Raw genomic sequence first — 14,825 nt, 5'->3', positions numbered from 1 at the left:
GACTGGTTTGCTGGACCCATGACGGATCTCGAGGTCGGGTTGCGCAGGGCCGTCCGAGGTGACGTCCGCTTCGACGTCACCTCCCGGGCACTGGTCACCATGGACGCCTCCAACTACCGCCGGGTCCCGTTCGGCGTTGTCGCCCCACGCGACGCCGACGACGTGGCCGGCGTGCTGGAGGTGTGCCGGGCCCACGGTGTGCCGGTGGTGGCGCGGGGCGGGGGGACGTCGATCGCCGGGCAGGCGACCGGCACGGGGGTGGTGCTGGACTTCACCCGGTACATGAACCGGCTCGTGTCGCTGGACCCCGAGGCGCGTACGGCCGTCGTGCAGCCGGGGCTGGTGCTCGACCGGCTCCAGGAGGCGGCGGCCCCGCACGGGCTGCGGTTCGGGCCGGATCCGTCCACGCACAGCCGGTGCACGCTCGGCGGCATGATCGGCAACAACTCCTGCGGCTCGCACTCGGTGGCGTGGGGGACGACCGCGGACAGCGTGCGCGAGCTGGACGTGGTCAGCGCGCGCGGGCGGCGGCTGCGGCTCGGGCAGGACTGGGCCGGCGCGCCGGACGGCCTGCGGGATCTGGTGGACGGCGAACTGGCCCGGTTGCGCACGGGCTTCCCGGAGCTGCCCCGCCGCATCTCCGGGTACGCGCTGGACGCCCTGCTGCCCGAGCGGGGCGCCGACGTGGCCCGCTCCTTCTGCGGTTCGGAGGGCACGCTGGGCGTGCTGACGGAGGCGGTCGTACGACTGGTCGAGGCCCCCCGCGCGCGTGCGCTGGCCGTGCTGGGCTACGCCGACGAGAGCGCGGCGGCCGAGGCCGCTGCCGGGCTGCTGCCATTCGGCCCGCTGACGGTGGAGGGCATGGCGGCGGACCTGGTGCCGTCCGCGGCCGCGCTGCCGCGCGGCGCGGCCTGGCTGTTCGTGGAGAGCGGCGGGGAGTCGGCCGAGGAGGCACGCGCGCGTGCGGAGGCGATCGTGCGGGCGGCCGACGTCGCGGACGCCCTGGTGGTCACCGACCCGGCCGGGCAGCGCGCGCTGTGGCGGATCCGGGAGGACGCGAGCGGTACGGCGACGCGGATGCCCGACGGGAGCGAGGCGTGGCCGGGGTGGGAGGACTGCGCGGTGCCGCCCGCCCGGCTCGGGGCGTATCTGCGGGACTTCCGCGCGCTGCTCGGCGCGCACGGGCTGCGCGGGACGCCGTACGGGCACTTCGGGGACGGCTGCATCCACGTCCGTATCGACTTCGACCTGCTGACGGAGCCCGGTGTCGCCCGGTTCCGCCGCTTCTCGGAGGAGCTCGCGGAGCTGGTGGTGGCGCACGGCGGTTCGCTGTCCGGGGAGCACGGGGACGGGCAGGCGCGGGCGGAGCTGCTGCCGAAGATGTACGGGCCGGAGATGGTGGGCCTGTTCGAACGGGTGAAAGGGGTGTGGGACCCCGACGACCTCCTCAACCCCGGCATGCTGGTCCGCCCCGCGCCCCTGGACGCCGGCCTGCGCTTCTCCGTCCTCCCCCGCGAGCCCGTCGACGTCGCCTTCGGCTACCCGTCCGACGGCGGTGACTTCTCGGCGGCGGTGCGGCGCTGCGTGGGCGTCGCCAAGTGCCGTACGACGTCGGTGTCCGGCTCCTCGGTCATGTGCCCGTCCTTCCGGGCGACCGGCGCGGAGGAGCACTCCACGCGCGGGCGGGCCCGGCTGCTGCACGAGATGCTCGCGGGTGAGGTGGTGACCGACGGCTGGCGTTCCACCGAGGTGCGGGACGCGCTGGACCTGTGCCTGTCCTGCAAGGGCTGCCGCTCGGACTGCCCGGTGGAGGTGGACATGGCCACGTACAAGGCGGAGTTCCTCCATCACCACTACGCCGGCAGGCGCCGCCCGGCCGCGCACTACGCGATGGGCCGGCTGCCGGTGTGGCTCCGGGCCGTGACCCGTACGCGCACGGCGCCGCTGGTCAACGCCCTCGCCCGGATGCGGCCCTTCGCCTGGGCCGCGAAACGGCTGGGTGGGATCGCCCCCGAGCGGGAGCTCCCGCGGGTGGCGACACGGACGTTCAGCCGGTGGTGGGAGCGCAGGCGGGGCGAGGCGGCTGCCGCCGGGCGCGGCCGTCTCGTCGTGTTGTGGCCCGACACCTTCACCGAGTACCTCTCGCCCTCCGTCGGACAGGCCGCCGTCCGCGTGCTGGAGGCGGCCGGGCTGCGCGTGGCGCTGCCGCCGACCGTGCACCTGGCGAAAACGCCGGTGGGCGACGGCAGGACGGTCGCCCTCGACCCGCTGTCCCTGCTGCGGGGCCGGGGCCGGGTCTGCTGCGGCCTGACGTACGTGTCGACGGGGCAGCTGGACCGCGCCCGGGCCGTCATGCGGCGCACGCTCGACCTGATGGAGCCGGTGCTGGAGACCGACGCCCCGGTCGTGGTCCTGGAGCCGAGCTGCGCCGCCGCCCTGCGCACGGACGTCCCCGAGCTGCTGCACGACGACCCGCGCGCGGCCCGCCTCGCCGCCAAGGTCCTCACCTTCGCTCAGACGCTGGAGCGCCACGCCCCCGGCTGGACACCGCCGCGCGTGGACCGCCCGGTGGCCGGCCAGACCCACTGCCACCAGCACGCGGTGCTGGGCGACGCCGCCGACCGCCGGCTGCGTGGGGCCGCTCTGCTCTCCGGCGAACTGAGTGGCGGCTGCTGCGGTCTCGCGGGAAACTTCGGCTTCGAGAAGGGCCACTACGAGGTGTCCGCGGCCTGCGCGGAGGAACAGCTCCTGCCGTCGGTACGGGGCGCCCCGGACGGCACGGTGGTCCTGGCGGACGGCTTCTCCTGCCGGACGCAGCTGGAGCAGCTGGCGGGGGTGCGGGGGAGGCATCTGGCTCAGGTGCTGGCGGCGGCGCTGGAGGGAGCAGACAGTGAACGGGAGGCCGAGCGGTGAACCGGGGCGGGTGGCCGTACTGTCCGACATCCACGGCGTTCTCCCCGCCCTGGAGGCCGTGCTCGCCGAGCCGGACGTCGCCGCTGCCGAGCGCATCGTGCTCACCGGCGACATCGCGGCCGGCCCGCAACCGCGGGAGGTCGTCGAGCTGCTGCGGGCGCAGGGCGACCGTGTGCTGTGGGTCGCCGGGAACGCCGACCGCGAGCTGGTCGAGATCCGCAGGGGAGAGCGGACCCGGTTCCCCGACGCGATCAGCCCGTACGCGGCACGGCAACTGACCCCCGGCCAGGTCGACTTCCTCGACTCCCTGCCCACGTCCCTGACTCTCACCGTCCCCGGCCACGGCAAGGTCCTCTTCTGCCACGCCACACCCCGCGACGACGAGGAGATCGTCCTGGTCGACTCCCGCCCGGCCCGCTGGACCGAGGTGTTCGCCGGCCTGGACGACGACATCCGCACGGTGGTGTGCGGCCACACCCACATGCCCTACGCCCGTCTGGCCCACGGCCGCCTGGTGGTCAACCCGGGCAGCGTCGGCATGCCGTACGGCCGACCCGGCGCCCACTGGTGCCTGCTGGGCCCGGGCACCGACCTGCGCGTCACGCCGTACGACATCCCGGCCGCGACCGCGCGGCTGATCGCCGAGTGCGCGTACCTGGACATCGCCGACTGGGCCGGCTACCACCTCAACGCCCGCGCGAGCGACGTGGACGCGCTTGAGGCGTTCGGGCCACGGGACGGGCGGACCCGAGTGTCTGAACCGGGGCAGGGACGGAGCCGCTCCTAGGCTCGCGGGACCAGCCACCGCCCGCCGAGGGCCGCTGCTCGAAGGAGCCCGCTCATGAGCGTCCGCGTCCAGCCGATCACCCGCGACGAGCATCTCGCGTTCGTCACGGCCCGCCCCTCCGCCAGCCACACCCAGGTCCCCTCCTGGGGCGAGGTGAAGCCCGACTGGCAGGCCGAGAGCCTCGGCTGGTTCGACCAGGGCGGACAGCTCGTCGGCGCGGGACTGGTGCTGCTGCGGCCCCTGCCCGGGCCGCGGTTGCCCGGACTGCCGCGGTACCTCGCGTACCTGCCCGAAGGCCCGCTCCTCGACTGGCACGAGCCCGGCCTCGAACGCCTGCTGGAGCCGATGGTCGCCCACCTCGGGCGACGGGGCGCCTTCGCGGTGCGGATGGGCCCGCCGGTCGTGGTGCGCCGCTGGAGCGCCGAGACGGTCAAGGCGGCGATCGCGGACCCGGCCGCCCGGCGGCTGCGCGACGTGCGGGCGACGTCGTACGAACCCCGCGCCGGCCAGGTCGCGGACAGCCTGCGCCGCATGGGCTGGCGGCAGACCGCACCCGGCGGCGAGGACGGCTTCGCCGCCGGTCAGCCCCGGTACGTCTTCCAGGTGCCGTTCGCCGGACGGTCGCTGGAGGACATCCACAACGGCCTGAACCAGCAGTGGCGGCGCAACATCAAGAAGGCGGAGAAGGCCGGCGTGAAAGTCGTGCGCGGTGCTCTGGAGGACCTGCCGGCCTTCCACGAGCTGTACACCGAGACCGCCGAGCGGGACGGTTTCCTCCCGCGCCCGCTGCCGTACTTCCATCGCATGTGGAACGCGCTCACCGCCGAACACCCGGACCGGATGCGGCTCTACCTCGCGTACCACGACGGCGAGGTGCTCGCCGCCGCCACCATGCTGACCGTCGGCGACCACGTCTGGTACTCCTACGGCGCCTCCGCCGACCGTCGACGCGAGGTCCAGCCGAGCAGCGCCGTGCAGTGGCGCATGATGTGCGACGCCCACGAACTCGGCGCCGCCGTCTACGACCTGCGCGGCATCACCGACACCCTGGAGGAGTCCAGCGATCTGGTGGGCCTGCTCCGCTTCAAGGTGGGCACCGGCGGCGAGGCCGTCGAATACCTCGGCGAATGGGACTACCCGCTCAACGGGCTGCTGTACAAGGCGCTGAACCTGTACCTCGCCCGCCGCTGAGAGCCCGCATTCCGAGACAGTGGCATAAGCGGTTTACGCGCCTGAGTGAGTCCATTACTCTGAACTCGACAGTACATCGTGATGCACACGAGCGTGCACAACGGTGTACGTACGCAGCCGAGCCGAGCACAGGACCGCCCGTGACCACCCCCGACAGCGCCATCACGCCCCAGCCCGCGACAACGACCACTGCCGCCGCTGCGGCCGCACCGGCCGCCGGGCCGGGGCGGCTGGGCTCCCTCGGGCCGGTGGCCCTGGTGTTCGCGGGCGGGATCTCGGTGCAGTTCGGCGGTGCGCTGGCCGTGATGCTGATGCCGAGGGCGGGCGCCCTCGGGGTGGTGGCGCTCCGTCTGCTCGTGGCTGCGGTCGTCCTGCTGCTGGTCTGCCGACCGCGGCTGCGCGGCCACTCGCGCACCGACTGGGGCACGGTCGTCGCCTTCGGCATCACCATGGCCGCGATGAACGGCCTCTTCTACCAGGCCGTCGCCCGCATCCCGCTGGGCCCCGCGGTCACCCTGGAGGTCCTCGGCCCGCTCGCCCTCTCGGTCCTGGCGTCCCGCCGCGCGATCAATGTGGTGTGGGCGGCGCTCGCCCTGGCCGGTGTCTTCCTGCTCGGCGGCGGAGGCTTCAGCAGCCTCGACCCCACAGGAGCGGCCTTCGCCCTGGGTGCCGGCGCCATGTGGGCGGCCTACATCATCTTCAGCGCTCGTACGGGCCGCCGCTTCCCGCAGGCGGACGGCCTGGCGCTGGCGATGGCGGTGGGGGCGGTGCTGTTCCTGCCCCTGGGCATCGCCGAGTCGGGAGCGAAGCTGGTCGACCCGGTGACGCTGGGCCTGGGCGCGGCGGTGGCCCTGCTCTCCTCGGTCCTGCCCTACACCCTCGAACTGCTCGCCCTGCGCCGCCTGCCCGCCTCCACTTTCGCGATCCTCATGAGCCTGGAACCGGCCATCGCCGCGACGGCCGGCTTCCTCCTCCTCGACCAGGCCCTCACCACCATGGAGGCCGCCGCGATCGCCCTCGTCATCGCGGCGAGCATGGGGGCGGTACGGACCCAGGTCGGCCGCGGCCGCGGGAAGCCGGCGGCGCTGGAGGATGCGGGGCTGGAGGGGTGACAAGGGCTGACACGACGAGCTGAGTTGCCGATGGGTGATGAGGCAGCAGGCGAGTTTCAGGAACGCCAACAGGACCACCTACCGGCAGCGCAACACCGTCGAGCGGTGCATCGACAGGCCCAAGCAGCGGCGCGGTCTGGCCACTCGATAAGACAAGACCGCCACGATGTACCCGGCCGCATTCCGACCCGTCCCTGGAAATGACGGTCTCGGCGTGTGCCGCCCTTGGTCCGTCCGCTGATCCGAAGAAACGGCCGAGCCCCAAGGCGCCTCTACCGCGGCTGGTATGCGCGCGCCACCCGAAATCCCACGTCGTCGATCCGGTACGTCGGATGACTGCGGCGCCGGACAGAGGAACGGCAACTCCAGTGCTCGTCCGCCCAGCCACCGCCCCGCAGCACCCGGTAGGTGCCATAGACCTCGGCGTCATAGACGTCCCAGCACCACTCCCAGACATTGCCCAGCATGTCGTAGAGGCCCCACGCGTTGGCCTGCCTGCCGCCCACGGGACGGATCCGCTCCTCCGAGTTGCCGCGGTACCAGGCGATCTCATCGAGCCGCCCGTACCGCGGCCCACTGCTGCCGGCCCGACAGGCGTGCTCCCACTCGGCCTCGGTCGGCAGCCGGTACCCGTCACCGGAGACGTCCCAGTCGACCGACTCGGAGTCATCGCCCAGGCGATACGAGGGCGTCAGTCCTTCCGCCCGGGACAGCGCGTTACAGAACCGGACCGCGTCCCACCACGACACGCCCTCGACGGGCAGCCGGTCGTCGTGAGCGGCACTCGGCCGCTCACCGGTGACCTGGGCGTACCACGCCTGAGTGACCGGGACCGCCGACATCCGGAACGACGCGACCTCGACGCCCCAACTCCGCTGCGTCCGCCGGTCGGACAGCGTCACCCGCCCCGCCGGAACGGTCACCATCTCGTTCCGCACGCCCACGCCTACCCCCATGCCGAGCCACTCTATGCCTCGGTTCAAGCGTTGCTCGCGCTGCGGCGCGCCTGACCGCCATTCCTCGTACAGCCGCTCGGCGACCGGGCACCCCCTTGCCAGGCGCGGGTGAGCTTGCACGCCGTGACCACCCAAGTGACCACGGACATCACCGGGTTGGTCGCGAACTTGCCGTCGACGAAACCGGTGAGTACGGACGCCGGGAAGACGAAGACCCCGGCGATGAGGGGCACCATCGCCCCGAACGACTTCGCGGCCCGGCGCAGCAGGTCCCGGCGGGCCGACGGAGCCGTCAGGGCCGTCAGGGCGCCCACGACCACCGGGAGCGTCACGGACAGCACGAGCACGCTGATCCATGACTGGTTGGCCCGGGCGCGCGCGATGTCCCCGACGGAGTGGGAGATCTTGTAGGCCACCGGCACCCACACCACCGAGGACCGGGCGAGGGCGGGTAGGGGCGGGGTGGAGGCGACGGTACGGCCCGGGCGGAGGCGGCGGGTAAGGCTGCCCGCCGTGCGGGTCGTAAGGCGGCTGCCCGCCCGGATTCCAGTCGCTCATCCTTGTGTCTCCCTCGATGCGTGACCACTGCGCGACCAAGTGAACGAGCGCGCCCCAGAATGTATTGATAGCGCCCCGAAGCACACGCTTTCAGCTACTCCACACTTTCATGCAAGCACGCTTGCTTGTTTCTGCCCTCGCTGCCATGCTCCTCAGCACGCCGCACCACCCCGCATCACCCCGCACACCGCCGTGCCTCGAGGGGAGCGCCCGTGTCCGATCCGACGTCCGTGATCGACGACCTGCACGAGGAGAGCGAGGAACTCGACCGCTTCGTGGCCGGGTTGGGCTCGCCGCGCTGGGCGCTCGCCACCCCCGCGCCCGGCTGGACCGTCGCCCACCAGATCGCCCACCTCGCCTGGACGGACCGCTCGGCCCTGCTCGCCGTCACGGACGCCGACGGCTTCCGCGCCCTGGTCGAGAAGGCCCTCGCGGCACCGGGCTCCTTCGTCGACGAGGGCGCCGAGGAGGACGCCGGTCTCCCGCCCGCCGAACTGCTCGCGCGGTGGCGCCACGGTCGTACGGCGCTGGAGAAGGCGCTGCGGGCCGCCCCGCCCAAGGCGCGCTTCCCCTGGTACGGCCCACCCATGTCGGCCGCCTCCATGGCGACGGCCCGTCTTATGGAGACCTGGGCCCATGGGCGGGATGTGGCCGACGCCCTCGGTGTGGTGCGCCCACCCACCGACCGGCTGCGGCATGTGGCCTGGCTCGGGGTGCGGACCCGGGACTTCGCCTACGGCGTGCACGGACTGACTCCGCCGACCGATCCCTTCCGCGTCGAACTCCGGGCCCCCTCCGGCGACTTGTGGACATACGGCCCCGAGGGCGCCCCGCAACGCGTCACCGGGCCCGCCCTCGACTTCTGCCTCCTGGTCACCCAGCGCGCCCACCGCGCCGACCTCGCCCTGCGCGCCGAGGGTCCCGACGCCGACCGCTGGCTGGACATCGCCCAGGCCTTCGCGGGCCCGCCCGGCACCGGCCGCCCCGCGAACGGGGCCGCGCGGTGACCCTCCGCATCGGCAACGCCTCCGGCTTCTACGGCGACCGCTTCGACGCCATGCGCGAGATGCTCACCGGCGGCGACCTGGACGTCCTCACCGGCGACTACCTCGCCGAGCTGACGATGCTCATCCTCGGCCGGGACCGGCTGAAGGACCCCGGCGCCGGATACGCCCGTACCTTTCTGCGGCAGTTGGAGGACTGCCTGGGGCTCGCCCACGAGCGGGGCGTGAAGATCGTCAGCAACGCCGGCGGGCTCAACCCGGCCGGACTCGCCGCCTGCGTACGGGCGTTGGCCGACCGGCTCGGCATCCCTGTGCGCGTCGCACATGTGGAGGGTGACGACCTCACCGCCGCCTTCCCCGGCAGCCTCGCCGCCCACGCCTACCTCGGCGGCTTCGGCATCGCGGCGTGTCTGCGGGCGGGCGCCGACATCGTCGTCACCGGGCGGGTGACGGACGCAGCACTCGTCACCGGGCCGGCCGCCGCCCACTTCGGGTGGCAGGAAACGGACCACGACCGGCTCGCGGGGGCCGTCGTCGCCGGGCATGTGCTGGAGTGCGGGGCGCAGGCCACCGGCGGCAACTACGCCTTCTTCCGGGACGGCGACGTCCGCCGGCCCGGCTTCCCGCTCGCCGAGCTCCACGAGGACGGCTCTTGCGTCATCACCAAGCACCCCGGCACCGGCGGCTTCGTCGACGTCGGCACGGTCACCGCCCAACTGCTGTACGAGACGGCCGGCGCCCGGTACGCGGGGCCGGACGTCACCGCCCGGCTGGACACCGTGCGGCTCGGCCAGGACGGGCCCGACCGGGTGCGGATCGAGGGAGTGCGCGGTCAGGCGCCGCCGCCCACCCTCAAGGTCGGGCTCAACAGGCTCGGCGGCTTCCGAGGCGAGGTCGTCTTCGTGCTCACCGGCCTCGGCATCGAGGCCAAGGCCGCCCTCGTGCGGGAGCAGATGGAACCCGCCCTCGGCAAGGCCGCCGACGTGCGCTGGGAGCTGGTCCGCACCGACCGGCCCGACGCCCCGAGCGAGGAGACGGCGAGCGCGTTGCTGCGGCTCGTCGTACGGGACCCCGACCAGGAGGTCGTCGGGCGGGCCCTGAGCGGGGCGGCCGTGGAGCTGGCGCTCGCCAGTTACCCCGGCTTCCATGTACTGGCGCCACCCGGAAAGGGCTCGCCCTATGGGGTCTTCGAGGATGTGTACGTCCCCCATGGTGCCGTCGACCATGTGGCCGTCCTCCATGACGGGCGCCGGGTCTCCGTGCCGCCGGTCCACGACACCGCCGTACTCGACGAGGTGCCACAACCGCCCCTGCCACAGCCGCTGCCGCCCGGGCCCACCCGGCACGCCCCCCTCGGCCTCGTCGCGGGCGCCCGCAGCGGCGACAAGGGCGGCAACGCCAACGTCGGTGTGTGGGCCCGCACGGACGACGCCTGGCGGTGGCTCGCGCACGAGCTGACGGCCGACCGGCTGCGGGAGTTGCTGCCCGAGAGCCGTGAACTGCCCGTCACCCGGCACGTCCTGCCCAACCTCCGCGCCCTCAACTTCGTCGTCGAGGGCATCCTCGGCGCGGGCGTCGCCGCCCGGCACCGCTTCGACCCGCAGGCCAAGGCCCTCGGCGAATGGCTGCGCTCCCGCCACCTGGACATACCGGAGGCCCTTCTGTGACCGTCCTGACCTCCGCGCTCGACCCGAGCAGCCCCGAGTACCGGGCCAACCGCGAGGCCATGCTCGCCAAGCTCACCGAACTCGACGCCGAGCACGCCAAGGCCGTCGCGGGCGGCGGCGAGAAGTACGTCGAGCGGCACCGGCGGCGCGGCAAACTCCTCGCCCGCGAACGCGTCGAGCTGCTCCTCGACCCCGACACGCCCTTCCTGGAGCTGTCCCCGCTGGCCGCCTGGGGCAGCGATTACACCGTCGGCGCCTCGCTCGTCACCGGCATCGGTGTCGTCGAGGGAGTGGAGTGCCTGATCACCGCCAACGACCCGACCGTGCGCGGGGGAGCGAGCAATCCCTGGTCGCTGAAGAAGGCCCTGCGCGCGAACGACATCGCCCTCGCCAACCGGCTGCCCTGCATCAGCCTGGTCGAGTCCGGCGGCGCCGATCTGCCGTCCCAGAAGGAGATCTTCATCCCCGGGGGCGCCGTCTTCCGGGACCTGACCCGGCTGTCCGCCGCCGCGATCCCCACCCTCGCGGTCGTCTTCGGCAACTCCACCGCCGGAGGCGCCTACGTCCCCGGCATGTCCGACCACGTGATCATGGTCAAGGAGCGCGCGAAGGTGTTCCTCGGCGGTCCGCCGCTGGTGAAGATGGCCACGGGGGAGGAGAGCGACGACGAGTCCCTGGGCGGTGCCGAGATGCACGCGCGCGTGTCGGGCCTCGCCGACCACTTCGCCGTCGACGAGCACGACGCGCTCCGGCAGGCACGCCGCGTGGTCGCCCGCCTCAACCACCGCAAGGCGTACGGCGATCCAGGACCGGCCACCTCCCCGAAGTATGACGAGGACGAGCTTCTGGGGATCGTGCCCGGCGACCTCAAGATCCCCTTCGACCCGCGCGAGGTCATCGCCCGCATCGTCGACGCCTCCGACTTCGACGAGTTCAAGCCGCTGTACGGGACGAGCCTGACCACCGGCTGGGCCACCCTCCACGGCTATCCCGTCGGCATCCTGGCGAACGCCCAAGGCGTCCTCTTCAGCGAGGAGTCCCAGAAGGCCGCCCAGTTCATCCAGCTCGCCAACCAACGCGACATCCCGCTGCTCTTCCTGCACAACACCACCGGCTACATGGTCGGCAGCCAGTACGAGCAGGGCGGCATCATCAAACACGGCGCGATGATGATCAACGCGGTCAGCAACAGCCGCGTCCCGCACCTCTCCGTCCTCATGGGCGCCTCCTACGGCGCCGGTCACTACGGCATGTGCGGTCGGGCCTACGACCCGCGTTTCCTCTTCGCCTGGCCCAGCGCCAAGTCGGCCGTGATGGGCCCGCAGCAGCTCGCGGGCGTGCTGTCGATCGTCGCCCGGCAGTCGGCGGCGGCGAAGGGACAGCCGTACGACGAGGAGGCGGATGCCGCCCTGCGCGCCATGGTGGAGCGGCAGATCGAGTCCGAGTCGCTGCCGATGTTCCTGTCCGGGCGGCTGTACGACGACGGCGTCATCGACCCGCGCGACACCCGCACCGTCCTCGGCCTGTGCCTCTCCGCCATCCACACCGCCCCTTACGAGGGCGCGCGCGGCGGCTTCGGCGTCTTCCGGATGTGAGGGAACAGATGATTTCCACCCTGCTGGTCGCCAACCGGGGCGAGATAGCCTGCCGTGTCTTCCGCACCTGCCGCGAGCTGGGCATCCGCACGGTCGCCGTGCACTCGGACGCCGACGAGAACGCCCTCCACGCGCGCGTGGCCGACACGGGCGTACGACTTCCGGGGGCCGCGCCCGCCGACACCTACCTGCGCGGCGACCTGATCGTGAAGGCCGCCGTCGCGTCCGGCGCCGACGCCGTGCACCCCGGCTACGGCTTCCTCTCCGAGAACGCCGGCTTCGCCCGGGCCGTCCTGGAAGCGGGCCTGGTCTGGATCGGCCCGCCCCCGCAGGCCATCGAGGCGATGGCGTCCAAGACCCGCGCCAAGCGGCTCATGGGCCTGAAACCCCTCACCGACGTCACCGAGGCCGACCTGCCGGTCCTGGTGAAGGCGGCAGCGGGCGGCGGCGGCCGTGGCATGCGCGTCGTACGGCACCTGGCGGACCTGGACGCCGAACTGGCCGCCGCACGCGCCGAAGCGGCGAGTGCCTTCGGCGACGGCGAGGTCTTCGTCGAGCCGTACGTGGAGAACGGCCGCCACGTCGAGGTGCAGATCCTCGCCGACACCCACGGCACCGTCTGGCCGCTCGGCACCCGCGACTGCTCCCTCCAGCGCCGCCACCAGAAGGTCGTCGAGGAGGCCCCCGCACCCGGACTGCCCGAGGCGCTCCAGGAGGAGGTGAGCGCCCTCGCCGTACGGGCCGCCCGAGCCGTCGACTACGTGGGCGCCGGCACGGTCGAGTTCCTCGTCGCCGACGGCAGGACCCACTTCCTGGAGATGAACACCCGCCTCCAGGTCGAACACCCCGTGACGGAAGCCGTGTTCGGCCTCGACCTGGTCGCCGAACAGATCCGCGTCGCCGAGGGCCACCCCCTCGAAGACACCCCGCCACGCGCGCGTGGCCACGCCGTGGAGGCCCGCCTCTACGCCGAGGACCCGTCCCGCGACTGGTCCCCCCAGACCGGCCGCCTGCACCGCCTGTCCGTACCGGAAGGCATCCGCCTCGACACCGGTTACACCGACGGCGACGACATCGGCGTCCACTACGACCCCATGCTCGCCAAGGCCGTGGCCCACGCCCCCACGCGCACGGAAGCCATCCGCAAGCTCGCCTCCGCCCTGGAACGGGCCGTGATCCACGGCCCCGTCACCAACCGCGACCTCCTGGTCCGCTCCCTGCGCCACCCGGAGTTCACCGCGGCCCGCGTGGACACCGGCTTCTACGACCGCCACCTGCCGGACCTGACCGACCCGTCCCCCGACCCGCACGCCCCCCTGGCAGCCGCCCTCGCCGACGCCAGGAGCCGCTCCCGCTTCGGCGGCTGGCGCAATGTCCCCTCACAGCCCCAGACCAAGCGCTACCTGATGGCGGGCGAGGAGCACGAGGTCCACTACCGGCACACGCGCACGGGCCTGGAGGCGGACGGCGTACGGGTGGTACAGGCCGACGCGCACCTCGTGGTCCTCGAAGTGGACGGAGTCCGGCGCAAGTTCGAGGTGGCGCGCTACGGCGACCGGATCCACGTGAACAACACCGCCCTGACGGCGCTGCCCCGCTTCCCCGACCCGACGACCCAGCACGTCCCCGGCTCCCTCCTGGCCCCCATGCCGGGCACGGTCGTCCGAGTGGCCGACGGCGTCACCGCGGGAACGCCCGTGAAGGCCGGAGCCCCCCTGCTGTGGCTGGAGGCGATGAAGATGCAGCACGGGATCGCGGCACCGGTTACAGGAATTCTGAGTGAGCTGTGTGTTGTACCCGGACAACAGGTAGAGCCGGGCGCGCTGCTGGCGGTGGTGACAGAAGCCTCTTAGGGGCGCGGGGAACCGCGCGACCAGCCACATACGGCTCGCACCCGAAAGGACTCCCCATGGACACCGAAGACCACAAAGCCCTGCGAGAGGCAGTCGCCGCACTCGGCAACCGCCACGGCCGCCCCCACGACCCCGCACAACTCTGGTCCGAGGCAGGCAAACTAGGCTATCTGGGCGTCAACCTCCCCGAGCAGTACGGAGGAGGCGGCGGAGGCATCTCCGAACTCTCCATCGTCCTGGAAGAGCTCGGCGCGGCCGGCTGTCCCCTCCTCATGCTGGTCGTCTCACCGGCCATCTGCGGCACGGTGATAGCCCGCTTCGGCACAGACGCCCAGAAACAGCACTGGCTCCCCGCCCTGGCCGACGGCACCCGCCTCATGGCCTTCGGCATCACGGAACCCGACGCCGGCTCCAACAGCCACCGCATCACCACCACGGCACGAAAAGACGGCGACGACTGGGTCCTCACCGGCCGCAAGGTCTTCATCTCCGGCGTCGACATCGCGGACGCGACCCTCATCGTCGGCCGCACCGAGGACGCCCGCACCGGCCGCCTCAAGCCCTGCCTGTTCATCGTCCCGCGTGACGCACCCGGCTTCACCCGCCGCCCCATCGACATGGAACTCAACGCCGCCGAGAAGCAGTTCGAGCTGACGCTGGACGACGTGCGGCTGCCCGCCGACGCACTCGTCGGCGACGAGGACGCCGGGCTCCTCCAGCTCTTCGCCGGCCTCAACCCCGAACGCATCATGACGGCCGCCTTCGCGATCGGCATGGGCCGCTACGCCCTCGCCAAAGCCGTCGAGTACGCCCGCGAACGACAGGTCTGGAACACCCCCATCGGCGCCCACCAGGCCATCGCCCATCCCCTGGCCCAGGCGCACATCGACCTCGAACTCGCGCGCCTGATGATGCAGAAGGCGGCCCGGCTGTACGACGCGGGCGACGACATGGGCGCGGGCGAGGCCGCCAACATGGCGAAGTACGCGGCGGGGGAGGCCTGTGTGAAGGCCGTGGACCAGGCCGTGCACACCCTCGGCGGCAACGGCCTCACCCGCGAGTTCGGCCTCGCCTCGCTGATAACGGCCGCGCGTGTGGCTCGTATTGCCCCGGTGAGCCGGGAGATGATTCTCAACTACGTCTCCCACCAGAGCCTGGGCCTGCCCAAGTCGTACTGAGACGGCCCGCG

The 14,825-nt window shown here is 72.6% G+C and carries 11 protein-coding genes; 9 read left to right on the top strand and 2 right to left on the bottom strand.

All coding sequences use genetic code 11. The annotated features are described in order from the left end of the window. Positions 1–18 precede the first annotated feature (18 nt). The 4 genes from ACIBNA_RS15845 to ACIBNA_RS15830 all read left to right on the top strand — a co-directional run bounded on the left by ACIBNA_RS15845 (position 19) and on the right by ACIBNA_RS15830 (position 6,003). On the top strand, positions 19–2,913 hold the full coding sequence (locus ACIBNA_RS15845; protein WP_399165787.1) for an FAD-binding and (Fe-S)-binding domain-containing protein: 2,895 nt from the start codon (positions 19–21) through the stop codon (positions 2,911–2,913). Next, positions 2,891–3,700: a metallophosphoesterase family protein gene (locus tag ACIBNA_RS15840; protein ID WP_399165786.1), complete on the top strand. Its 810-nt coding sequence runs from the start codon at positions 2,891–2,893 to the stop codon at positions 3,698–3,700. The genes ACIBNA_RS15845 and ACIBNA_RS15840 overlap by 23 nt, the downstream gene beginning before the upstream one ends. A 54-nt stretch (positions 3,701–3,754) precedes the next feature. Continuing rightward, complete coding sequence (locus ACIBNA_RS15835) at positions 3,755–4,891, top strand: lipid II:glycine glycyltransferase FemX (RefSeq protein ID WP_399165785.1); 1,137 nt, start codon at positions 3,755–3,757, stop codon at positions 4,889–4,891. Positions 4,892–5,031: 140 nt separating this feature from the next. After that, complete coding sequence (locus ACIBNA_RS15830) at positions 5,032–6,003, top strand: EamA family transporter (RefSeq protein WP_399165784.1); 972 nt, start codon at positions 5,032–5,034, stop codon at positions 6,001–6,003. A 272-nt stretch (positions 6,004–6,275) separates the two neighbouring features. Here the strand turns inward: ACIBNA_RS15830 and ACIBNA_RS15825 are convergent, their stop codons facing one another. Both ACIBNA_RS15825 and ACIBNA_RS15820 read right to left on the bottom strand, forming a co-directional pair. Continuing rightward, positions 6,276–6,959: a formylglycine-generating enzyme family protein gene (locus tag ACIBNA_RS15825; RefSeq protein WP_399165783.1), complete on the bottom strand. Its 684-nt coding sequence runs from the start codon at positions 6,957–6,959 to the stop codon at positions 6,276–6,278. Between the two features lie 23 nt (positions 6,960–6,982). Then, the gene (locus ACIBNA_RS15820) at positions 6,983–7,375 is read right to left on the bottom strand and encodes a hypothetical protein (protein WP_399165782.1); all 393 of its coding nucleotides are present in this window, start codon (positions 7,373–7,375) and stop codon (positions 6,983–6,985) included. Positions 7,376–7,729: 354 nt separating this feature from the next. On the opposite strand from ACIBNA_RS15820, the gene ACIBNA_RS15815 reads away from it, so the two are divergent. From ACIBNA_RS15815 to ACIBNA_RS15795, 5 genes are read left to right on the top strand one after another with little or no spacing between them, the layout of a single operon-like run. Next, positions 7,730–8,524 (top strand): TIGR03084 family metal-binding protein, encoded by a 795-nt coding sequence (locus ACIBNA_RS15815; RefSeq protein WP_399165781.1) that lies wholly within the window; start codon positions 7,730–7,732, stop codon positions 8,522–8,524. Next, positions 8,521–10,188 (top strand): acyclic terpene utilization AtuA family protein, encoded by a 1,668-nt coding sequence (locus ACIBNA_RS15810; protein ID WP_399165780.1) that lies wholly within the window; start codon positions 8,521–8,523, stop codon positions 10,186–10,188. The genes ACIBNA_RS15815 and ACIBNA_RS15810 overlap by 4 nt, the downstream gene beginning before the upstream one ends. Further along, complete coding sequence (locus ACIBNA_RS15805) at positions 10,185–11,783, top strand: acyl-CoA carboxylase subunit beta (RefSeq protein WP_399165779.1); 1,599 nt, start codon at positions 10,185–10,187, stop codon at positions 11,781–11,783. The genes ACIBNA_RS15810 and ACIBNA_RS15805 overlap by 4 nt, the downstream gene beginning before the upstream one ends. 8 nt (positions 11,784–11,791) lie before the next feature. After that, complete coding sequence (locus ACIBNA_RS15800) at positions 11,792–13,636, top strand: biotin carboxylase N-terminal domain-containing protein (protein ID WP_399165778.1); 1,845 nt, start codon at positions 11,792–11,794, stop codon at positions 13,634–13,636. A gap of 56 nt (positions 13,637–13,692) precedes the next feature. After that, positions 13,693–14,814 (top strand): acyl-CoA dehydrogenase family protein, encoded by a 1,122-nt coding sequence (locus tag ACIBNA_RS15795; RefSeq protein WP_399165777.1) that lies wholly within the window; start codon positions 13,693–13,695, stop codon positions 14,812–14,814. The last annotated feature ends 11 nt before the right edge of the window (positions 14,815–14,825 follow it).

It is taken from the genome of Streptomyces sp. NPDC050164 (assembly GCF_044459945.1).
Taxonomy (GTDB): Bacteria; Actinomycetota; Actinomycetes; order Streptomycetales; family Streptomycetaceae; genus Streptomyces; species Streptomyces coeruleorubidus_A.
This window is presented reverse-complemented; position numbering and strand designations above follow the sequence as displayed.

Bases quoted from the DNA above. Each gene is read 5' to 3' on its own strand.
- ACIBNA_RS15845 (WP_399165787.1), top strand. From the start codon at position 19: ATGACGGATCTCGAGGTCGGGTTGCGCAGGGCCGTCCGAGGTGACGTC.
- ACIBNA_RS15835 (WP_399165785.1), top strand. From the start codon at position 3,755: ATGAGCGTCCGCGTCCAGCCGATCACCCGCGACGAGCATCTCGCGTTC.
- ACIBNA_RS15825 (WP_399165783.1), bottom strand. From the start codon at position 6,959: ATGGGGGTAGGCGTGGGCGTGCGGAACGAGATGGTGACCGTTCCGGCG.
- ACIBNA_RS15800 (WP_399165778.1), top strand. From the start codon at position 11,792: ATGATTTCCACCCTGCTGGTCGCCAACCGGGGCGAGATAGCCTGCCGT.
- ACIBNA_RS15795 (WP_399165777.1), top strand. From the start codon at position 13,693: ATGGACACCGAAGACCACAAAGCCCTGCGAGAGGCAGTCGCCGCACTC.